General features: G+C 67.5%; 16 protein-coding genes. 9 read left to right on the forward strand and 7 right to left on the reverse strand.

What is annotated here, in order from left to right; genetic code table 11:
- The 4 genes from cpaB to DCO49_RS11235 form a co-directional block, all read right to left on the reverse strand.
- Positions 1–947 (reverse strand): Flp pilus assembly protein CpaB (cpaB, locus tag DCO49_RS11220; RefSeq protein WP_116864104.1); only part of this gene is annotated, 947 nt, incomplete at its 3' end.
- A 24-nt stretch (positions 948–971) separates the two neighbouring features.
- Positions 972–1,442, reverse strand: coding sequence for a TadE/TadG family type IV pilus assembly protein (locus tag DCO49_RS11225; protein WP_116864105.1), 471 nt, complete (start codon positions 1,440–1,442; stop codon positions 972–974).
- On the reverse strand, positions 1,439–1,984 hold the full coding sequence (locus tag DCO49_RS11230; protein WP_116864106.1) for a prepilin peptidase: 546 nt from the start codon (positions 1,982–1,984) through the stop codon (positions 1,439–1,441). Before DCO49_RS11230 ends, DCO49_RS11225 begins: the two co-directional genes overlap by 4 nt.
- 94 nt (positions 1,985–2,078) lie before the next feature.
- The gene (locus tag DCO49_RS11235) at positions 2,079–2,264 is read right to left on the reverse strand and encodes a Flp family type IVb pilin (RefSeq protein ID WP_116864107.1); all 186 of its coding nucleotides are present in this window, start codon (positions 2,262–2,264) and stop codon (positions 2,079–2,081) included.
- 140 nt (positions 2,265–2,404) lie between these two features.
- Between DCO49_RS11235 and DCO49_RS20175 the strand changes: the two genes are divergently transcribed.
- From DCO49_RS20175 to DCO49_RS11255, 5 genes are all read left to right on the forward strand, one after another.
- On the forward strand, positions 2,405–2,758 hold the full coding sequence (locus tag DCO49_RS20175; RefSeq protein ID WP_133249423.1) for a hypothetical protein: 354 nt from the start codon (positions 2,405–2,407) through the stop codon (positions 2,756–2,758).
- Between the two features lie 190 nt (positions 2,759–2,948).
- Complete coding sequence (locus DCO49_RS11240) at positions 2,949–3,941, forward strand: AraC family transcriptional regulator (protein ID WP_116864108.1); 993 nt, start codon at positions 2,949–2,951, stop codon at positions 3,939–3,941.
- A 181-nt stretch (positions 3,942–4,122) separates the two neighbouring features.
- Positions 4,123–8,700: a YadA-like family protein gene (locus DCO49_RS11245; protein WP_116864109.1), complete on the forward strand. Its 4,578-nt coding sequence runs from the start codon at positions 4,123–4,125 to the stop codon at positions 8,698–8,700.
- 62 nt (positions 8,701–8,762) lie between these two features.
- Positions 8,763–9,602, forward strand: coding sequence for an OmpA family protein (locus DCO49_RS11250; RefSeq protein ID WP_116864110.1), 840 nt, complete (start codon positions 8,763–8,765; stop codon positions 9,600–9,602).
- Between the two features lie 105 nt (positions 9,603–9,707).
- Positions 9,708–10,010, forward strand: a complete 303-nt coding sequence (locus DCO49_RS11255; RefSeq protein ID WP_116864111.1) for a hypothetical protein — start codon at positions 9,708–9,710, stop codon at positions 10,008–10,010.
- Between the two features lie 41 nt (positions 10,011–10,051).
- Here DCO49_RS11255 and DCO49_RS11260 read toward each other — a convergent pair whose 3' ends face one another.
- Together DCO49_RS11260 and DCO49_RS11265 are read right to left on the reverse strand one after the other, a co-directional pair.
- Positions 10,052–11,824, reverse strand: a complete 1,773-nt coding sequence (locus tag DCO49_RS11260; RefSeq protein WP_243402719.1) for a chloride channel protein — start codon at positions 11,822–11,824, stop codon at positions 10,052–10,054.
- 63 nt (positions 11,825–11,887) lie between these two features.
- On the reverse strand, positions 11,888–13,963 hold the full coding sequence (locus tag DCO49_RS11265; protein ID WP_116864113.1) for a TonB-dependent siderophore receptor: 2,076 nt from the start codon (positions 13,961–13,963) through the stop codon (positions 11,888–11,890).
- Positions 13,964–14,106: 143 nt separating this feature from the next.
- Here DCO49_RS11265 and DCO49_RS11270 point away from each other — a divergent pair, with 143 nt between their 5' ends.
- Both DCO49_RS11270 and betT read left to right on the forward strand, forming a co-directional pair.
- Positions 14,107–15,027, forward strand: a complete 921-nt coding sequence (locus tag DCO49_RS11270; RefSeq protein ID WP_116864114.1) for a M14 family metallocarboxypeptidase — start codon at positions 14,107–14,109, stop codon at positions 15,025–15,027.
- A 202-nt stretch (positions 15,028–15,229) separates the two neighbouring features.
- Positions 15,230–17,209 carry a choline BCCT transporter BetT gene (gene betT, locus DCO49_RS11275; protein WP_116864115.1) on the forward strand — a complete coding sequence of 660 codons (1,980 nt, stop codon included), beginning with the start codon at positions 15,230–15,232 and terminating at the stop codon, positions 17,207–17,209.
- A gap of 71 nt (positions 17,210–17,280) precedes the next feature.
- On the opposite strand, the gene DCO49_RS11280 is transcribed toward betT, so the two are convergent.
- Positions 17,281–18,258 (reverse strand): zinc-binding dehydrogenase, encoded by a 978-nt coding sequence (locus DCO49_RS11280; RefSeq protein ID WP_116864116.1) that lies wholly within the window; start codon positions 18,256–18,258, stop codon positions 17,281–17,283.
- Between the two features lie 432 nt (positions 18,259–18,690).
- Between DCO49_RS11280 and DCO49_RS11285 the strand changes: the two genes are divergently transcribed.
- Positions 18,691–21,054, forward strand: a complete 2,364-nt coding sequence (locus DCO49_RS11285; RefSeq protein ID WP_116864117.1) for a ribonucleoside-diphosphate reductase subunit alpha — start codon at positions 18,691–18,693, stop codon at positions 21,052–21,054.
- Between the two features lie 108 nt (positions 21,055–21,162).
- The gene (locus DCO49_RS11290) at positions 21,163–22,203 is read left to right on the forward strand and encodes a ribonucleotide-diphosphate reductase subunit beta (protein ID WP_116864118.1); all 1,041 of its coding nucleotides are present in this window, start codon (positions 21,163–21,165) and stop codon (positions 22,201–22,203) included.
- Position 22,204: the final 1 nt, after the last annotated feature.

A 22,204-nucleotide genomic window follows, 5' to 3' on the forward strand; every position in this document is an offset into this window, starting at 1 on the left:
GGCGTCGCCTCGGCCACCGGCCGCGGTCGGGCTGCGCCGCCGGCCAGGCCATCGCCGTCGATGCCGGCGTAGGCGCTGTTCTCGGGGCGCTGCAGCGCTTCCTGTTGTTCGCTGTCGAGGCCGCGCAGCGGATCCAGCACGCCGCGTGCCTGCGGGAACAGGGCAATGTCGGGCAGGCCGGCATCGGCCGGGTTGCGCAGTGCCAGGAACAGCTTGCCCTGCTGTGCACCGAGCAGCAGGCGGTTGGCTTCGTCCACCGGCACCGCCAGCACCGCGCTGCGTGCAGGCTGGGCGGTGTCGCTGCGGCTGCCCGTGCTGGCGCTGCCGGTGATGTCGGCGGCACGCGGGTCGTCGCCCTGCGCGCTGCCGCTGTTTTCAGTGCCCGCCTGGGCCGTGTCCACGGCGATGTCCTGCTGCCCATAGCTGAGCACGCGCAGGCGGGACAGCAGCAGGCGCGTCTGCGCCGGCTCCGGCTGGCCGTTCGCGCTGTTGTTGGCGCTGCGCAGGTTGAGGAAGACATCGACGAAATCGCCCGGCAGGATGCGGTTGCCCGCACCCACCAGCTCATCGACCGGCACCGCCAACGCTCGCTCGCCGGGGCGAAGCTGCAGCGAAAAGCCCTGCGCCAGCAGCCCGCGGCTGACCGTGGTGCCCTCGGCGATGTCCTGCACCGGCACCTTGCCGAGTACCGAGGCCAGGTCGGACGACGCGCCCGGTTCGGCGCTGGTGCGTTGCGCCAGGCGTACGCCATCGGCGCGGATCGGTTCGCCGGCCGGCAGTCGTGCCACTGCTTCCACCACGGTGATGGTGCGTGCGTCGGTGGTCGAAGCCGCTATGGGCGCGGTCGCCGTGGTGGCGGGCTTCCGCCCCACCATGAACGCCACCACCGCAAGCAGCGCGGCCAGGGCGATCAGTGCGACAGCAGCGATGCGGGTCAACTTGAGCATGGAACCATCTCCTGAAACCGATCGTCAGTTGCTGCCGAGATCGAGCTGGGCGACCGCAACGCTGCGGATCGGGGCCTTCATCACCCAGCCGTACAGCGTGCCGGTGCCGGGAAGGAAGGGGTGGCTGGAATAGTCGTAGCTGACCGTGACGGTCACGCACTGCGCGCTGGCCAGGCCGCTGCACGCCGCCGGCGGCGAGACCACGATGGCGCCGCTGCTGCTGGCCGCGCTGCAGTCAGGCTCCTGGCCCGAGAAGCGCAGCAGCCATTGCATCGAGCGGCGTGCGGCCGAGCATGCGGCGACGCGACGTTCGGCGGTGCTGCCGAAGCGCAGCGATGCACGCGCGCCTTCGGCCGATGCGGTCGCCAGCGTCTGCTGTGCGGCCATGATCATCACGCCGGAAAAGGTGAGCATCAGCAGCGGAAGGAAGCCGAGCATCATCATCAGTGCGTACTCGACGGTGATGACGCCGCGTTGGGATCGGATCGTCTTCATGGCGGTACTCCCAGGGTCGAGGCCGCGACCCAGCCGATGGCGGCGAAGGCGAGATAGGCGGCATAGGGGATGCCCCGGCGTCCCTGGCGGGCGAGGTGCATGTCCTTGATGGCCGGGCGCGCCTGCCAGTGCGCGCTCCATCGCGCGCAGTGCAGTTGCAGGCGTGGCGATACCCAGGGCATCACCCGTCGTGTGCTGATCACCAGCACCGCGTGCAGGCCTGCCACCAGGCTTGCGGCGATCCAGATCGGCAGCAGGGCGTTCCAGCCCAGCAGCAACCCCAGCACGGCGAAGAACTTGACGTCACCGGCACCCATCCAGCCGAGCGCGTAGAAAGGCAGCAGCGATGCCAGCCCCAGCGCGGCGCCCAGCAGGTGCCCCCACCATGGCAGGTGCGGGCCGGAAAACTGACCGGCGACAATCAACGGGAGGGCAAGCGCGCACGCTCCGACCAGCCAGGCATTGGGGACACGGCGGGCATACAGATCGCTGATCGCGATGCGCAGGCTCAAACCCATGGCCAACAGCCCCAGTAACGTCATCCCACACCCTCAGCGTCCATCAATGGACAATTGCGTGAAACAGAAGCCGCCATCGAGGTTGCACCTACGCGATCCTCGATGGCGCAGCGGTCGCTCAAGCAGCTCCGGTGGCTTCCGTTGCAGTTGCTTCCAACTTGTCGAACAGCGTTTTGAAGAAACCGGCGATCTGATCCTTGCCCACGGCGATCAGGAGCCCGGCAATAACCGCTGCCAGCAGGCCATATTCCAGCGCGGTCACGCCGTCTTCTTCGTTGAGGAACTTGCGGATCGATGCGTTCATGACGGTTGTCTCCCTATACCAGTCAGATTTTCGTGTATTACCCGGGTTGAATGGGCGCCCGGCTCCGCCGGGTCCATCCATGGACCCCCGCCATCCTGGCAGGGGGACATGGCGGGACAGTCCCGCCATGGTCAATCAACGTGATCCCTGTCCGCAGGAACAGCCTGCACACGAGCGCCATCGCGCGGCGTCCTGCCGCGGGTCGGCTGTGTGCGGGTGGCGTGCATTTGCATGTTTCCCCCTGGCTGAGGCCGATGCCGCGTGGCCGGATCACCATGGCATCGACTCTTGCCCGAATGGCGTGGTGCCGCAAGCCAAATCAATATGCAAATTCGGCAGAAAGCCATTTTTGCGTGAAGAAAAACGGCCGTTCAGGTGAAGAAAAAACGTTACCCGACAAATCCGTTCATTTAGATCGAGAAAATCTCTGGGAAGCCTTGCCGCATGCGAATTCCGTGCCATTCGCGGATACATTTCGAAAGGCTGAACATTAATGGTTTGCGTAATGCATCACTGTTTACGGACGCTCATTTACACGCAATACTCCAACGTAATCGAAACGTACCCGAGGCAGCCGGCCGCATTGCAGGCAGTGCTCGCTACGGCACGATGAATGGATTGCGGCGCGCGCCCTGTCAGGCAGTGGGGGCGGCGGATACGGACTCATGGGGGGACGACACTGTCATGGAAGGTGGGGTGGGCGATATCGAAGGCGGCCAGCTCGACGACGGCGAACTCCGGTCGATCGACCTGGCGACGCTGAGCGGTGTGCTTCGCGTCTGCGATGTGGAACTGCTGCTGCTCGACGGCAACGGGCCCAAGGCTGCCTTTTCTTCGCGTGTGCACGATGAAGCGCTGTTCTGCAGCATCACCTGCGGCTTCCATTGCCGTGGGCGCTTCATGCTGCCGCCGGACTGGGCGATGCTCGGCTTCGTGCATGCCACCGATGAACTGCAGAGCTGGTGCCACGGCGTGCCGATGGTGGCAGGCATGTCGTTCACGGTGCTGCCCGAAGGCATCAGTGAGTTCACGCTCAGCGCCGGCACCCAGATCACCGTCATGCTGCTGCCCGTAGCGCGGGTGCAGCGCAAACTCACCGAGCTGAGCCTGCGCAGCACGCCACCGGCCGGCCAGGCCCTGAGCCTGGTGCAGCTGCCCGTCGACAGCCAGGCGCTGGCCAACCATTACCTGCAGCTGCATGCGCAGCTGGGGCAGGGTGCGGCACTGCTGCCGGAAGAGACCGACCGGCTGCTGCACGAACACATCCAGGCGCTGCTGGCGGCCGGGCCTGGCGATCGCCCCGGCTTCACCCGCGCGCGGCGGACGCACTACCTCATCGCGCAGCGCGCCGAGAACTTCATGCGCCTCAACCTGCGGCGCAACATCTATATGAATGAAATCTGTGATGCGGCCGGCGTCAGCGAACGTGGCCTGCGCTACGCGTTCGAAGATCTGTTCGGCGTGTCGCCCAACCGTTACCTGTCGATGCTTCGGCTGTGCGCCGCATGCCGCAGCCTGTCGATGGCCGACTCCAGCCGCCGCTCGGTCAAGGCCATTGCACTCAGTTGCGGCCTGTGGGATCTCTCGCGCTTTGCCGACAACTACCGCAAGGTGTTCGGCGAACTGCCGCGCGACACGTTGATGCGCTCGCCGGCACAGATGGGCCAGCCGGCCTGAAACAGGCGCGCTGCCGAATCTGCATATCCGCCTGCCGAATCCGCCCGTGGCTTTGCCGGAATGCGCGATTGCCCTGCCGGAATGAAGTGCCCCGCCCACGTTGAAGACGCTGAAATATCAGTCACGTGCCAACCGGCATGCCCACTGGATTTCAAGTCGTTCGTCAACGGGGGAAGTGCTCATGAACCGCATTTACCGGCGTGTATGGAACCGCCAGCTCAATGCTCTTGTTGTGGCCTCGGAACTGGCCACCGGCGATGGTGGAGCGACCACGCTCCGCGATCCGCAATCGAAACTGCTGGTGCCCAGTGCATTGGCCCTGGCGCTGCTGAGCGTTCTTGCCAGCGGCACCGCTGCCGCCAGTGAAGCCAACCAGTCGCTGCGCGACCTGCAGGCTCTGGCGGCCAAGTACACCCAGACCATGCCGGTCAAGGTGGATGCGGAAGTGGCCCTCGCCGCCGCTGCGCGCCAGGCACAGACCAGCCCGGCCATCAGTACCGATGCACGCATCGGCCTGCAGCTGAGCACCACCGGCCTGCCGGTCGTAGGTGATGTGCTGCCGGCCACCGTCAAGGTGTCGCTGGGTGCGGGCAACCCGCCGCAGCAGGTGGCCGCACCGGCCGTGGCCGCCGATGTGCGCGCTTCGGTCGGGCTGGGCAGCAGCACCCGCGTCGACGCCGCGCTCGGTGCGCAGCTGGCGCCACAGGCACAGGCACCGCTCGCCCTGGCCACCACCGCCGCCGCCAAGGCGCAGGTGGGCGTGGCCGGCAGGCAGGTCGCCAGTCCTGATACCAAGGCTGACATTGCCGCCAATGTTGCGGCGACGCAGACCGCTTCGCTGTCCGGCCTGAAGGCCGCGGTGGATGGCCAGGTCGATGCGAAGCTGGCGCTGGCCGGCCAGGCCATCCAAGGCCAGGGCCAGGTCGGCGCGACGGCGGCTGTCACGCTGCCGGCCAAGGAAGAGCTGCCGGGCGAGACCGAGGATCGTGCACTGACCGCCGGGCTCGATGGCTCCGTCGCGGGCAAGGTGCGCGTGCTCGGCCCCGATGGCGAAGCCGTCATCGCAGACCGCAACCTGAAGCTGGCCGGCACCTCGGTGGTGGGCGCACAGACCAGTTCGCTGGGCCTGGGCGGCCTGCTCACCGGCGTCGGCAGTGCGCTGGACGGTGTCGGCGGCGCAGTCGGCAGCCTGGTCAACGGCGATCTCAACGGCACGGTCGGCAACCTCGGCGGTGCGGTGGGTGGCCTGCTCGGCAACACCCTGGGCGGACTCGGCCTGACCCAGCCGTCGCCGATCCCGACGGAAAGCCCGAAGGCCCCCGTGGCCGTCGACCGCAATGCCGGTGTCATCGTCGGCACCGGTGGGCTGGTCGGTGGCCTCAGCGCATTGATCGGCCCGACCACCGCCAGCCTGTTCGGTGGCACCGGCTACCTGACCAACGGCAACCTCAATGTCAGCACCGCCAACGTCATGCAGACGTATTCGACGGTCAACCTGCTGGGCATTCCGCTGGTCAACGCCACGCCGGTCGGCACCACGCTGAATGGCCTGGGCGGTGCGGTCACCGGCGGCAACTCGCATCTCACCCTGATCGGTGGCGTGACGTCGGACAGCTACATCTACAACATCAACAACGGCAACCCGGGCGGCTTGCTCGGCCTGCTGCTGCCGGACCAGGCGCCGGACTGGGCGGCCAAGTGCCTGGACATCGGCCTGGCCAACATCTCCTGCTGGGCGGTCAACCCGGCACAGGACTACCAGGTGCTGATGGGTGACGGCGCTTATGCCAATGGCTCGCGGGAAGTGGTGATCGGCGCCAACGCGCGCCACGAACTGCCCAAGGTCGATGCCAGCGTTGCCTTCCCCGGCAACGGCACCAACGATCCGACCAATCCCACCGGCGTGCCCACCGCCGACTACGCCGCGCGCATGGGCCACTCGGTGATCGTCGGCGACAGCGCCGTGGGCACCGCCAACGGGCAGACCCTGCTCGGTGCCGAGGCCACCTCCAACCAGGCCAACTCGGTGGCCCTGGGCTACCGCTCGGCCGCACTGCGCGGCGCGCAGGCCAGCTACACCGCCTTCGGCCTGACCGCTGCGCAGGTATCCGCCGGTGAAGTGTCGGTGGGCAGTGCCGACGGTGGCGAACGTCAGATCACCAATCTGGCGGCTGGTAGTGCCAGCACCGATGCGGTCAACGTCGCGCAGCTGCGGGGCGCGATCAGCCAGATCGATGCGCTGGGCGACGTTGCCGTCACCTACGACCTCGACGAAGCCGGCGACGCCGACTATCGCCGCGTCACCCTGGGCAACGGCACCGGCACCACCACGCTGTCCAACCTGGCGGCGGGCGCGATCAGCGCCAGCAGCACCGAAGCGGTCAACGGCAGCCAGCTGTTCACCAGCAACGATGCGATCACGCGCTTCTTCGGCGGCCGCACCGCCTTCGATCCGGCCACCGGCGCCTTCACCGCGCCGCTGTTCGAGATCAGCACCATCTCCGATGACGGCGCCATCGCGCAGGGCGCGTACGAGAACGCCACCGATGCCTTCGATGCGGTCGATGGCTCGCTGGTCAACCTCAACACGCAGATCAACGACATCCGCAACGGCGGCACCAAGTACCTGCGGGTGAATTCCACCGGCGTGGAAGCGCTGGCCACCGGCGCCGATTCCATCGCCGTGGGCAGCAACGCGCAGGCCACCGCCGCCAACAGCATCGCTGTGGGCGCAGGCAGTCTGGCCGACCGTGACAACACCGTCTCCGTCGGCGCCGCCGGTGCGGAACGGCAGATCAGCCACGTGGCCGCGGCTACCGAGGCGACCGATGCGGTCAACCTGGGCCAGCTGCAGGCATCGGAGGAGGGCGCCCTGCGCTACGACCTTAATGCCGATGGCAGCGTGGACTACGCCAGCGCCACGCTGGGCCAGGGCGGTACCGCCACCACCCTGCGCAACCTGGGCCCGGGCGAGGTCAGTGCGCTCAGCAGCGAGGCCATCAACGGTGCGCAGCTGTTCGCCGCCAACCAGACCGTGGCCGCCCATCTGGGCGGCGGCGCAGCGGTCGATGCCAACGGCGTGGTCACCGCGCCCACCTACAACATCAACAACGTGGCCGCCAACGGCACCATTAGCCAGGGCAGCTACAACGACGTGGGCAGTGCCTTCGATGCGGTGAGCAACTCGCTGGCCAACGTGGTCGACCAGACCGACGAATTGGACATGCGCGCAGTGAAATACGATGTGGATGCAAACGGCGACATGATGGATTCGGTCACCCTCAGCGGTACCGGCGGCGCAGCGGTGCGGCTGACCAACGTGGCGGCCGGCAGCATCCAGGCGGGCAGCAGCGATGCCATCACCGGCGACCAGCTGTTCGCCACCCATGCCACCATCGCCAACTACTTCGGCGGCAGTACCACCTACGACGGCACGACCTCGCAATGGACCGCCCCGTCCTTCAGCATTTCCAGCATCGCCACTGACGGCAGCATCTCGCTCAACGACTACAGCAACGTCACTGCCGCGTTCTCGGCGGTCGATGGTTCGCTGCGCACCCTCAACCAGCGCATCCTCAACGGCAGCGCCAGTCCCTACCTGGCGGTCAACTCGGCGGCGGCCGCCGCCACCGCGACCGGCGATGAAGCCGTGGCGGTCGGCCCGCAGGCCAGCGCGGCCGGTGCTTCGAGCGTGGCGGTCGGCAACGGCGCCAGCGCCAGCGCCGACAACAGCGTGGCCTTGGGCAGCGGTTCGGTCGCCAGCGTCGGCGCACAGACCGGCTACACCGGTGCCTACGGCGAGGCCGGTGGCAGCAACTCGGCCGGTGAAGTGTCGGTGGGCAGCAGCGGGGCCGAGCGCAAGATCACCAACGTGGCCGACGGCTCCGATGACCACGATGCAACCAACGTGGGCCAGCTGAACAACGGCGTGAACTACGCCATCGACCAGTCCAAGGCCTACACTGACCAGAAGATCCAGAACATCACCAACGTGGCCGGCAGCTTCCGCGCCAACAACAGCAACAACCTGGCCGACCCGGCCGCGACCGGTGCCAACTCCGCCGCCGGTGGTGCCGGTTCCACCGCCGCCGGGGCCAACTCCACCGCACTGGGCAACGGCGCGCAGGCGCAGGCCGACAACTCGGTGGCACTGGGCGCCGGCTCCGTCGCCGACCGTGCCAACACCGTGTCGGTGGGCGCCGCCGGTGCCGAGCGCCAGGTGGTCAACGTGGCTGACGGTACCCAGGCCACAGACGCAGTCAACGTGCGCCAGCTGCAGGCCTCGCAGCAGGGCACGCTGCGCTATGACACCACCACCAACGGCGATACCAACTACAACAGCGTCACCCTCGGCAGCAGCACCAGCGGGCCGACCACGGTGCGCAACGTTGCGGCCGGTACGGCGGGCACCGACGCGGTCAACGTCGACCAGCTGCGCGCCGGCATGTCGCAGACCCTGGACTGGTCCAAGGCCTACACCGACGAGCGCATGGGCGGCTTCGAGCGCGAACTGCGCAAGACCGACAACCGCGCCTCGGCCGGCATTGCCTCGGCGATGGCCACCGCAGCGCTGCCGCAGCCCAGTGAAGCGGGCCGCAGCATGGCCTCGTTCGCGGCGGGCAGCTACAACGGCGAATCCGGCATGGCCCTGGGCATTTCCGGTGTCTCCGAAGGCGGCCGCTGGATCTACAAGTTCAGCGGTTCCACCAACACCCGCGGCGAAGCCGGCGTAGCCGTCGGCGCCGGCATCCAGTGGTAAGTGCCCGGGCCGGGCTGCCCGTCAGCCCGGCCGCGCCCACCACATCGACAGGGGGAATCCCAATGACGTTCCAACTCACTTCGCGCCCCGGCCCGTTCGCCGCGTCGCTCGTCCTGCTCCTGGCCGCCGTGCTGTTGGCCGGGTGCCGCAGCACTGCACCCGCCGGCGACGCACCGGCCGCCGACACGCTGGTCAGCTTCCCGGAAGCCAGCAAGGCTTCGCTGAAGGAAGGCACCTATCCCGACGTGGCCGACCTGCGCCGTTTCGCCCCCGGCATGAGCAAGCGCCAGCTGTACACGCTGCTCGGCACGCCGCATTTCAACGAAGGCATGTGGGGCGTGCGCCGCTGGAATTACCTGTTCAACTTCCGCACCGCCCAGGGCGCGGAGTACTTCACCTGCCAGTTCCAGGTGCAGTTCGACGGGAAGGGTATCGCCCAAGCCGGGCACTGGAAGCCGCAGGCCTGTGCGGCCGTGCTGGATCCACCCGCGCCGCCGCCGGTGGCCGCGGCGCCGGCACCGTTGCCGGCCCAGCCGCTGCGCCTTTCGGCCGATGCGCTGTTCGGCTTCGACAGCGACGTACTCAGCCAGGCCGGCCAGTCGGCAGTGCAGGGCGTACTTGCACAGGTGCGTGAAGCCAGCCAGGTGCAGTCGATCCAGGTGGTCGGCTACACCGATCGTATCGGCGGCGCCGACTACAACCAGCGGCTGTCGCAGCGACGTGCCGAGTCGGTGCGGGTGGCGCTGGTGCAGGGCGGGGTACCTGCACAGACCATCAGCGCGGAAGGACGCGGCGCCGCCGACCCCCTCGTGCAGTGCACGCAGCAGAACCAGCGCGAGCTGATCGCGTGCCTGGCGCCGAACCGGCGCGTGCAGATCGCCGGTACCGCCCGGCTCGACTGAGCGCCTCGCCGGCCCTGCCGGCGCCCGTGTTTCCCCCCTGATCCGCCGGCTGGCGTGGATGCGTCTCCCCCGTCATCTCCGTCCGCCGGCGGGCCAGGTTTTTCCATGGTGCACGCGATGAATGCCCAATTCCTGCCCTTGTCCATGAAGACGGAAACCACAGTCAGCGTGTATGGCCAGCTCGGCAATCATTCGGTGGTGCGCATTCCCGGCCGGCGCCTGCCGGGCCTGATCCTGCAGGCCGACACCGTGGCCGGGTTCCTCACCCAGCTGCAGGACGCCCAGGCCTGCCTGCGCAGCGGGCGCGCGCAACGTGCCGACGCAGAGTTGGACATGCTGATCGACACGCTGCAGCAGTGGTATGCATTGATCGAATCACGCCTGGCCGACGCCGGCGAAGCCCTGTAGCGGTCGCGGCTTCTGCCATCCACGCCATGCGTGGATGAAGGTCAGTCGCTGTCCTCGACGCGCTCGCCCATCAGTTCGCGCTGGCGCTTGTCCAGCTCTTCGGCGTAGCGCTTGCGCACGAAGGCTTCGGAGACCACGCCCAGCACCTGGCCATCGCTGGCCACCACCGCCAGTTCGTCGGCCTGGGTCTGGTCGAAGCGCTGCATCACCGCCACCACGTTGGCGTTGGCAGCCAGCGCGACGTCACGGTTCTCAGCGTAGTCGCCCACCACCGCATCCGGCTTCACGCCGTCGCCGTACATGCGCGGGATCTGCACGATGCCGGCGTAGTGTCCCTCGCTGTCCACCAGGATCACGCGGCCGCCGGAGCCCAGCGGGAAGCGCTGGCGGAACGAGGCCGTGTCGAGGTCGGCCGGTGCGGTGGCCACGCCCTTGCGCATCATCCGCCCGGCACTGAGGTTCTGCACCCAGCCCACGTCGCGTGCGCTCTTGATGGTCTCGCCGCGCAGGTGCATGCGCCAGGTCGAGAACGAATAGCCGAACCACTGCCGCACCAGGGTGCTGGACACCAGCACCGCGCTCATCACCACGCTGGTCAACAGGAAGTCGTGGGTGCCTTCCAGCACCAGCATGGCCATGGTCATCGGCGCGCCGACCACGGCGGCGGCCAGGGCGGCCATGCCGGCCAGCGCGGCCGAGGTGGCATCGATCACCGGCACACCGGTGGCCATCGCCAGCAGGCCGGCAAACAGTGCACCCACCAGCGTGCCCATGAACAGCGAGGCGAAGAACAGGCCGCCACGGAAGCCGAAACCCAGCGAGATGCCGGAGGCCAGGCACTTGAGGGTCAGCAGGGCGCCGATCCAGATCAGCGGCAGGTGGGTGGTCAGGTCCAGGTGCAGGGCACCATGGCCGGAGGACAGCACCTGCGGGCTGGCCATCGCCAGCGGAATCAGCAGCAGGCCGCCGAGCACCGGCCGGCCCCACAGCGGCAGCGGGCTGCGCTTGACCGTGCCCTCGATCGAGGCGATCAGGCGCATCACCAGGATGCCGACCATCGCGCAGCAGCAGCCGAGCAGGCCGTAGATGGCGTAGTCGGCGGCGCGCACGTTGATGGTGGACGCGGCCGGCAGCAGGTAGGCGTCGATGCCGGCCTGGTCGGCGACGAACGCGCCGGCCAGCGCGGCCACGGCCACCGGGGCCAGCGCGGCCGGAGTGTAGGCGCCGATGACGATCTCGAAGGCATAGAAGGCACCGGCCAGCGGTGCGCCGAAGGCGGCGGCGATGGCCCCGGCTGAGCCGGCACCGACCAGGATGCGCACGTCGTTGCGGCGCAGGCGCATCACCCGGCCCAGCTGCGAGCCGCTGCCAGCGCCCATCTGCGTGTACGACGCCTCCAGGCCCACCGAGGCGCCGCAGCCGTTGGAGATCAGGGTCTGGGTCAGCACGATCAGGTTGTCGCGCATCGACATGCGGCCGCCGTGCAGGGCGTTGGCTTCCACCGCATCGAGCAGGGGGCGCTTGAGGCGGGTGGCGGCCAGCGCGACCAGGCCGACCAGCAGGCCGCCCAGCGGCAGCACCAGCAGGGCGGTCCACGGCAGCGAGGGCAGGGAGCTCAGGCGGATGCCTTCATCCAGGCCGTACAGCGCGGCCTGCAGCCAGCGCGCGATGCCCGATTGCAGCAGGGTCAGGCCGCCGGCGAGCAGCCCGACCACCAGGGCGAGGGCGATGAACCACAGGTCGCTGCCGCGCAGGCGCAGCCGCAGGCCCTGGAACGCCAGATGCAGGCGTGATGGCGAAGCGTGGGAGGACATGGTGGCGGCATGATACGCCGCCACCGTGATCGCTGCCCTCACCGCATCGGGCGGATGGGGGGCTTAGAAGCGGTAGCGGCCCTGCACGTAGAAGGTGCGCGGCGCGGCCACCATGCGCCCGGCGTTGCCGTCGACATTGCGGGTGTACCAGCGCTTGTCGGCCAGGTTGTTCACGCCCAGCGCGATCTCGCTGTCAGCCAGGCCCGGCACCTGCCAGGCCACCTGCGCGTTCAACAGGCGCACGCCCGGCACCCGGCCCACGCGCGCGTCGGCGCTCTCGGCCCAGGTGTTGGCGGCATCGGAGAACTGCCCGCTCTGGTGGGTGCTGGAGACGTTGAAGGTCCACGCGGAAATGGCGTAGCGGGCGCCGATGCTGTCGGTGTCACGCGCGTAGAACGGCACGTCCAGGCCGCGGTTGTCGCCGGACTGCTGGATCGCCTTGGTCCAGGTGTAGTTGGCGTACAGCTCCAGGCCGGCCAGCGCGCTGTCCTCGGCAAAGCGGTACTCCAGCGCGCTTTCCACGCCCTTGTGGTCGGTGGCGCCGATGTTCTGGAAGGTCGGCGGGATGATGCCCGGCACCTGCTGGATCTGGTTGTCGAAGCGCATCTTGAACACGGTCACTTCCGCGCGCAGGGCGCCATCCTGCCAGCGCGCACCCAGTTCGGTGGTCTTGGCCACTTCCGGGTTCAGCGGGTTGCTGGCGGTCTGCGAGTTCAGCTGGATGTTCTGCACCGGCCCGAACGAGGTGGTGTAGTTGCCGAACACGGTCAGCTGCGGGGTCAGCAGGTAGGCGATGTTGATCGACGGCAGCGCCTTGTCGTTGCGGCTGCTGAAGGTGGCGCCGCCACCGGCCTGGCGGCGGTCCATGTCGATCCACTCCATGCGCACGCCCGGGGTGATGCGCCACTGGCCGACGGTGATGCGGTCGTCCACGTAGAACGCATGCGCGTCGGTGGCGTTGTCGAAGCGGGTGATGGCGCTTTCCACGCCGGTGCGGCGGACCACGGTGTAGCTGCGGTCGTTGCCGCGCTCGCGCAGGAAGCGGTAGCCGGCGGTGATGTCATGCACGGTGCTGCCCCAGCGCAGGCGCTGGGTGTAGCGCGGCTCGATGCCGAGCACGCGGTAGTCGCGCGGCTGCACGGTCAGCTGGGTGTTGGCGGCGTTGATCAGCGAGCTGGCACGGTTGCTCTCGTTGTAATAGGCCAGCACCTCGAATTCGCTGTCGGCCGACAGGGTGTTGGTGTAGCCCAGGTCGATGCCGGTGCGGTGGCCCTTCCAGAAATCGGTGGGGCGAGTGTTCTGGAACGGATCGGCCTCGTACTGGGCGCGGGTCAGGCCGCCCGGGGTCAGCGAGCGCACATCGTAGTAGGACAGCTTGGCGCGCAGCTCCTGCCGCGCGTCGATGGCATAGGCGAACTTCAGGGCCAGGTCGTCGAAGCGGTCGTCGCTGCCCTGGCGCCAGCCGCGGCCGTCCTGGCCGGAATACAGCAGGGCCATGCCCAGGCCGTTGTCGGCGGTGCCGCCGAGGAAGGCGTTGTACTGGGTGCTGTCACCGCCGCCGTGGTCGTTGGCGCTGTAGCGCACGCCGGCTTCACCATGCAGGCCGGCCTCGGTGGGAATGGCGCGGGTGCTGAAGTTGATGATGCCGCCGACGTTCTGCGGCCCGTAGCGCACCGCACCGCCGCCGCGCACCACGTCGATCGATTCGATGTTGGACAGGCTGGTCGGGGCGAACGACAGCTGCGGCTGGCCGTACGGCGCCACCGCCAGCGGAACGCCGTCCAGCAGCACGGTCGAGCGCGGCGAGTAGCGGCCGGTCAGGCCACGCACGCCGATGTTCAGCGAGACCGAGCTGCCGGCGGTGCCCGAGTTGTCGGTGACCTGCACGCCCGGGATGCGGCGCATGGCATCGCCGATGCTGGCCGCGCCGCTGGCGTCGATCCGCTGGCGGTCGACCACGGTGCGTGCGCCGGCAAAGCGCTTCACGCTGTCATGCAGGCCGGTGCCCAGCCAGCTGCCGGAGACCTGGATGCTGTCCAGAGTGGTGGCGCCGTCCTGCGCGAAGGCAGTGGCCGACAGGCACAGGGTGAGGGCGGCGGCCAGGGGCAGGCGGGCCGGGGGCAGGATTCGGAAGGGCATGGAGGCGGGCGCGGAAGGGTGCTAAATGAGAATTATTGCTGATTCCATTCGCCAATGGAATGCACCTTTGGAGGCGTGCGGATGAACGGCGGCGGAGGGCGGTGCTAGAGTGGGCGATTGCTTCCTGACTGCCGAGATCTGCCATGTCCACTGCCGCTTTCTACCCCGTCGGAACCCCTGGCCAGCCGTGGGGCGCGGCGGAACGGGAGCAGTGGCGCGGCCGCCAGCAGCGCCTTCGCCGCTATGACGAGGAAGTGTTGCCGCGCATCGAGGCCCTGGCCGACCGCTTCGACAAGGTGGCCTATGGCCAGCTGGACTACGCTGGCGAAACCTACCCTCTGTACGCCCTGCGCAGCCGCGACTGGAACCCGGCGCTGCCGGCGGCGCTGGTCACCGGTGGCGTGCATGGCTATGAAACCAGTGGCGTGATGGGCGCGCTGGACTTCCTTGAAAACCACGCCGCCGACTACGCCGGCAAGGCCAACCTGCTGGTGGTGCCGTGCGTGAACCCCTGGGGCTTCGAGCGCATCAACCGCTGGAACTACGAAGCCATCGACCCGAACCGCAACTTCCGCGCCGATGGCCCGGCCCGCGAATCGACGGCGGTCATCGAGCTGATCGCCCCGTACCAGGGCCAGTTCGTGCTGCACATCGACCTGCACGAGACCACTGACAGCGACGAGAGCGAGTTCCGCCCGGCGCTGGCCGCGCGCGATGGCAAGCCGTTCGAACCGGGGCTGATCCCCGATGGCTTTTACCTGGTCGATGACAGCGAGAACCCGCAGCCGGCATTCCAGCAGGCGGTGATCGCCGCGGTCGAGCAGGTGACCCATATCGCCCCGGCGGATGAGAAGAACGAGATCATCGGCTCGCCGGTGGTCGCCCACGGCGTCATCGAGTACCCGCTGGTGAAGCTGGCGCTGTGCGCGGGCATCACCGGCGCGAAGTACACCACCACCACCGAGGTCTACCCGGACAGCCCGCGCGCGACGCCGGCGCAGTGCAACGACGCACAGGTGGCAGCGGTGCGCTCGGCTCTCGAGTACGCGCTGGCCCACCGCTGATCTGTAAAGCCGAGCCTGTGCTCGGCTGGGAGAATGCAGCCGAGCATGGGCTCGGCTCTATAGAAGTGCAGGCCCCGGTCGCGCGCGTAACACGCGTTGCCTGTCCCCGGGCTGTCATCACCACCCCGCACTTCATCCTGCGTCCACTGCCATTCATGCAGACTCGGTGGGCTAATCCCTGATCGACCGGAGATGGCTGCCGATGGAAGCACTGGAGCCTCAACACACCCCGGTGCGCACCCTCCGGCCCGTTTTCGCCTTCGCGGCGATCGTCGTCGTTGCCTTCGCACTGTTCGTCAGCCTGTTCCCGCTGGGCGCCGGCCGCCTGCTGGTCAAGGCGCAGGACTGGGCCGCGCTCAACGTGGGCTGGTACTACCTGCTGGCGATGACCCTGTACCTGGTGTTCGTGGTCGGCGTCGCGCTGTCCAAGTACGGCGGCATCAAGCTGGGGGCCGACCATGACGAACCGGAATTCAGCTATCTGTCGTGGGCCGGCATGCTGTTTGCCGCCGGCATCAGCATCACCCTGTTCTTCTTCTGCGTCTCCGAACCGCTGACCCATTACCTGCAGCCACCACAGGGCGATGCGGCCGCCGGCGAGGCGGGTGCGCGCCAGGCCATGCAGCTGCTGTTCCTGCACTGGGGCCTGCATGGCTGGGGCGTGTTCGCGCTGGCGGCGATGGCGATGGCCTACTTCGCTTACCGCCACAACCTGCCGCTGGCGCTGCGCTCGGCGCTGTACCCGCTCATCGGCAAGCGCATCAACGGGCCCATCGGCTACACAGTGGATGCACTGGGCATCGTCGCCACCGTGTTCGGCATCGGTGCCGACATGGGCTTTGGCGTGCTGCACCTCAACGCCGGCCTGACCCACCTGTTCAACGTGCCGCACTCCAACCTGGTGCAGATCATCCTGGTGGCCAGCATGATGGGCGCCGCGGTGGCGGTGGCGGTGTCCGGCGTGGAAAAGGGCGTGCGCTGGATGGCCAACATCAACATGCTGCTGGCCATCGCGCTGGTGCTGTTCATGCTGTGCGCCGGCCCCACCCAGTACCTGCTCAGTACGCTCATGCAGAACCTGGGCGATTACCTGGGCAGCGTGGTCGGCAAGAGTTTCGATGTCTACGCCTACGGCGGCCGGCCGGAATGGCTGGGCGGCTGGACGGTGTTCTACTGGGCCTGGTGGATCGGCTGGGCGCCGTTCGTGGGCCTGTTCATCGCGCGCATCTCGCGCGGCCGCACCATCCGCGAATTCGTATTCGGCGTGCTGCTGATTCCGCTCGGTTTCACCCTGGCGTGGCTGTCGATCTTCGGCAACAGCGCGCTGGACCAGGTGCTGCACCATGGCCAGCAGCAGCTGGCACAGCTGGCGGTGGATGATCCGCCCACGGTGCTGTACGCGCTGCTGGATGGTTACCCGTGGAGCAAGGCGGTGATCGCGTTGACCGTGCTGGTCAGCTTCATCTTCTTCGTGACGTCAGCCGATTCGGGGGCGGTGGTGCTGTCCACGCTGTCCTCGCACGGCGGTTCGCCCGAGGACGATGGCCCGCGCTGGCTGCGCGTGTTCTGGGGCACGGTGATCGCAGTGCTGACCGCCGGGCTGCTGCTGGCCGGCAGCATCGACGCTTTGAAGTCGGCGGTGGTGCTGGCCTCGCTGCCGTTCTCGGCGGTGCTGCTGCTGATGATGTGGGGCCTGACCCGCGCCTTCAGTGATGAATCGCACCGCGAGCGCGCGCAGCAGTTCCGCCCGTCGCCGCTGATCGGCGATGACCGCCACCACCAGGGCTGGCGCCAGCGCCTGAGCCAGGCCATGCACTTCCCGGTGCGCGACCAGGTCTACCGCTTCATGGATGACACGGTGAAGCCGGCGATGGAAGCGGTGGCCGAGCAGTTGCAAGGGCAGGGCTGGGAAGTGGTCACGCGCTTCGAGGCCGGTGACATGGAGCTGTCGGTCAACCACGGCGAGCAGCAGGACTTCCAGTACCGGGTGATTCTCAGCGGCTACCTGACCCCGTCCTTCGCCGCCCAGCAGCTGCGCAACCAGCGCTACTACCGCGCCGAGGTGCATCTGTTCGAAGGCAGCCAGGATTACGACCTGGTCGGCTACAGCCGCAAGCAGATCATCAACGACATCATCAGCCAGTACGAACGGCACCTGCAGTTCCTGCATCTGAGCCGTTGATGCGTGGGTGCGGACCGTTGGTCCGCACCTCCGTGTAGAGCCGAGCCCACGCTCGGCTCCACCTCTGGCGATCAGACCCGCAGCAGCACCTTGCCGCCACGCCCCGACTGCGCGCTGGCGGTCGCGGCGGCCGTGATGTCGTCCAGCGCGAAGATGCCGTCCACCGGCAGGGTCAGTTCGCCGCTGGCCGCGCGCTGCAGCAGTTCGCCCACCAGGCGGCGCTTGTCTTCCACCGCCATCGCCTGGCTGACCTTGCTGCCCCAGAAGCCCTTCACCGTGGCTTCCTTGTAGATCAGGCCACTGGCCGGGATGCGCATCGCCTCGCCACTCATCACGCCGAACGACACCAGCGTGCCGTGCAGGCCGAGCAGGTCGACCAGATCGGCGCTGGCTTCGCCGCCGATGGAATCGACGGCGGCCGCCGCCTGCGCTTCGCCGGTGGCTGCACGCACGCGGTCCTTCCAGCCGTCCTGCGAGGTATCGAACACATGCTCGACGCCCAGCGCCTGCAGCTGCGCGACCGCCTTGGCATTGCGCACCAGATTGGCCACGTTGACGCCGCGGGCGCGGGCCAGCATCGCCAGCGATTTGCCCACCGCACCGTTGGCGGTGTTCTGCACGACCCACTGGCCGGCTTCCACCTTCAGGAATTCCAGCAGCATCAGCGCGCTCAGCGGCATCGCGATCAGCTGTGCCGCGGTTTCGTCGGCGATGGCGTCGGGCATCGGGATGACCATCCGTGCCGGCGCGGTGAACGCCTCGGCCCAGGTGGCATGCACAGAGGCGGCGGCGACGCGCTGGCCGACCTGCAGGCCTTCAACACCTTCGCCCAGCGCATCGACCACGCCCAGGGCTTCGCTGCCACCGACCGCCGGCAGGGTCGGCTTGTAGCCATACAGGCCGCGTACGGTCAGCAGGTCGTGGTTGTGGATCGAGGCGAGCGTGGTGCGGATGCGCACTTCGCCGGGGCCGGGTTCGGGCAGGGCGACATCGGCGATGGCAAGGACGGTGGCGGGATCGCCGAAGGCGGTGTACTGGGCAGCACGCATGGGGGACTTCCGGTTGAAAAGGAGGTTGTAACCAACTGGGGATGGCGGCGGCGTCGACAAGGCGCCGGTGGTGCAACACGGCATCCTGCGACGGATCGTCGCGGCATTTCGTGATTACCGCATCTTGTGTTGACGATCTCCACTATCCCCACTATGTTGGGGCCGTCACTCCCGGTCAGCCGCCGCCGCCGGACACGCAGCAAACGTCCCGCGGCCCGCCCCTGAAGGCTTGCCGTGTCGACGCGGCCGCCATCGAGCGGACGCAGATCGCTACCCACGGCCCGGATACCGGCCGCAGGCGCAGGCTCATCGCTGACGGTCTGACGTTCCCGCGCAATGGCACACCAACCGATTGCCCTGGGCGCCGGTATCGCGCGCAGGGCCGCCATGGCATCGACGCTTCGAGGCGTGCGTGCCTGGAGACGCAGGACAATGACCGACAGTACCTACCGCGCGGCCGATCTGGCCGGCGCCGGCGACGCCATGCGCGCCGGTGGCGAACGTGTGCCCACCTGGATCACCAAGGAAGCCGGCAACCGCCGCCTGCCGTTCGAGGCCGGACGCCTGCAGCGCAGCATCGACAGCGTGCACGCCGAGTTCCCGCAGCTGGACGTGGGCGACTATCGCCGCGTGGTGCAGGCGATGGTCGAGCGCAAGCCCAGCATCAGCGCCGATGACCTGGTGGACCTGCTGATCCGCGAGGCCGAATCGCGCGTGGATCTGGTGGCGCCGGAGTGGGAGCAGTTTGCCGCGCGGCTGTACCTGCGCCGGCTGTACAAGCGCGCCAGCCGCAACCGCTTCTACGACGTCAGCCTGAAGTACGGTTCCTACGTGGGCCTGCAGGAAAGCCTGGCCGACCGCGGCGTGTACAGCAACGACATCCTGCGCTGCTATTCGAAGGACGAACTGCAGCGGGCCGGGCAGATGATCGATCCCGAACGCGACCGCTTGTTTGCCTACAACGGCCTGTACCTGCTGGCCACGCGCTACCTGGCCAGCGACCGCAGCCGCGAGGTGTACGAGCTGCCGCAGGAGCGCTGGCTGACCATCGCGCTGTACCTGATGCAGGACGAAAAGCCCAGGGAACGCCGCATGCAGCTGGTCGGCGAAGCGTACTGGGCGCTGTCCAACCTGTACATGACCGTGGCCACGCCCACCCTGGCCAATGCCGGCAAGGTCGGCGGCCAGCTGTCCAGCTGCTTCATCGATACGGTGGATGACAGCCTGCAGGGCATCTATGACTCCAACACCGATATCGCCCGTGTATCCAAGCACGGTGGCGGCGTCGGCGCCTACCTGGGCTATGTGCGCAGCAGCGGCGCGCCGATCCGCGGTGTACCCAATTCCTCCGGTGGCGTGGTGCCGTGGATCAAGCAGCTCAACAACACCGCCGTGTCGGTCGATCAGCTCGGCCAGCGCAAGGGCGCGGTGGCGGTGTACCTGGACATCTGGCACCGCGACATCGAGGCCTTCCTCGATCTTCGCCTGAACAATGGCGACCAGCGCCTGCGCGCGCACGACGTGTTCACGGCGGTGTGCGTGCCGGACCTGTTCATGGAGGCGGTGGAGCGCCGCGCTGACTGGTACCTGTTCGACCCGCACGAAGTGAAGCAGGCCAAGGGCTGGTACCTGCAGGACTTCTACGATGAAACGCGCGGCGCGGGCAGCTTCCGGGACCGCTATGCCGAACTGGTGGGCGACGAGCGCATCAGCCGCCGCACCGTGCGCGCCATCGATCTGTTCAAGCGGATCATGGTCAGCCAGCTGGAAACCGGCAACCCGTTCCTGTTCTACCGCGATGAAGTGAACCGCAAGAACCCGAACAAGCATGCGGGCATGGTGTATTCCAGCAACCTGTGCACCGAGATCCTGCAGAACATGAGCCCGACGCGGATGATCCAGGAGATCGTCAGCGGCGACCAGATCGTCACCACCCGCCGCGCCGGCGATTTCGTGGTCTGCAACCTGTCCTCGATCAACCTCGGCCGGTCGATCACTGCGCCGGACGATCTGCTGGCCAAGGACGTGCTCGAGCGCCTGATCCCGATCCAGGTGCGCATGCTCGACAACGTGATCGACCTCAACGCGCTGCCGGTGCCGCAGGCCACCATCACCAACCGAAAGTACCGCGCCATCGGCCTGGGCACCTTCGGCTGGCACCACCTGCTGGCCCAGCAGGGCATCTACTGGGAAACACCCGAAGCCGAGGCGCTGTCGGACACGCTGTTCGAGCGCATCAACTTCCTGACCATCCAGGCCAGCGCGCAGCTGGCGAAGGAGAAGGGCAGCTATCCGATGTTCGCCGGCAGCGACTGGCAGACCGGCGCCTACTTCCGTGACCGCCGCTACGAGGGGGCGGGCTGGGACAGCCTGGCCCGCGACGTTGCAACGCACGGTCTGCGCAATGGCTGGCTGCTGGCGGTGGCGCCGAACATGAGCACCGCGCAGATCGCCGGTTCCACCGCATCGATCGACCCGATCTACAGCGCGTTCTACTACGAGGAAAAGAAGGACTTCCGCCGTCCGGTCGCTGCGCCGGGGCTGTCGCTGGAAACGTGGCCGTACTACGAAAAGGGCGCCTACAAGGTCGATCAGTTCGCCAGCGTACGGCAGAACGCCCGCCGCCAGCGCCACGTCGACCAGGCCATCAGCTTCAACCTGTACGTGCCCAGCACCATCCGCGCCAGCACGCTGCTGGAGCTGCACCTGAGCGCGTGGCGCGAGGGCCTGAAGACCACGTACTACGTGCGCTCCAACGACATCGACATCAGCGAATGCGAGTGGTGCTCGAGCTGATCGCTGCGAATCCTGTAGAGCCGAGCCCACGCTCGGCTCAAGCGCAACGCAGCCGAGCATGGGCTCGGCTCTACAAACGCAACGCATGCAATCCGAAGGCAGAAAACCATGGCAACCCCCCTCGACCGCATCAAGATCCTCGAACCGCGCCACCCCAACCGCAGCACCAGCATCATCAACGGGCGCACCAGTGGCATCCTCAACTGGAACGACATCCCGTACCCGTCGTTCTATCGGGCCTACAAGGAGCTGTCGACCAACTTCTGGATCCCCGACGAGGTGGACATGAAGCTGGACGTGCGCCAGTACGGCGAGCTGTCAGGGCGCGAGAAGAACGCCTACGACTCGATCATCGGTCTGCTGGCCACGCTCGATTCGCCGCAGACCCGGTTCATCTACAACGTGGCCGAGTACATCACCGACCCGGCCGCGCATGCCAACGCGGCGATCATCGGCCAGCAGGAGGTGATCCACAACGAGAGCTACAGCTATGTGCTGGCCTCGATCACCGACCTGCCCAACCAGAACCGCATCTTCGAGATCGCGCGCACGCACCCGACCATCATCAAGCGCAATGCGCCGATCATGGGCGCGTATGACGATTTCATGCGCGAGAAGACCGCCGAGACCCTGCTGAAGTCGCTGATCCAGTCATCCATCCTGGAAGGCATCAACTTCTATTCCGGCTTTGCGTACTTCTACAACATGGTGCGGCAGAACCGCATGACCGGTACCGGCAAGATCATCAGCTTCATCAACCGCGACGAGCTGGCCCACACCAAGTTCATCAGCGAGCTGATCCGCGCCATCATCGGCGAGAACCCGGCGCTGCAGACCAACGAACTGACGGCCTACGTGCACCAGGCGTTCGAGCATGCCATCGAGCTGGAAACGCAGTGGTCGTCGGAAGTGCTGGATGGCATCGACGGCATCGACGTGGAGGAAATGACCCGCTACGTGAAGTACCGTGCCAACAAGATGGCCGGCATGCTCGGCATCGAGCGCCTGTACAGCGACACCACCGACAACGTGATGCCGTGGATCAAGGCCTACGCCGACAATTTCACCGAGACCAAGACAGACTTCTTCGAGATGCGCAATGCAAGTTACAAGAAGACCAACGTCGACAACGGCTTCGACGACCTCTGAG

This window comes from Stenotrophomonas sp. SPM, from assembly GCF_003105135.1.
Classification (GTDB): domain Bacteria; phylum Pseudomonadota; class Gammaproteobacteria; order Xanthomonadales; family Xanthomonadaceae; genus Stenotrophomonas.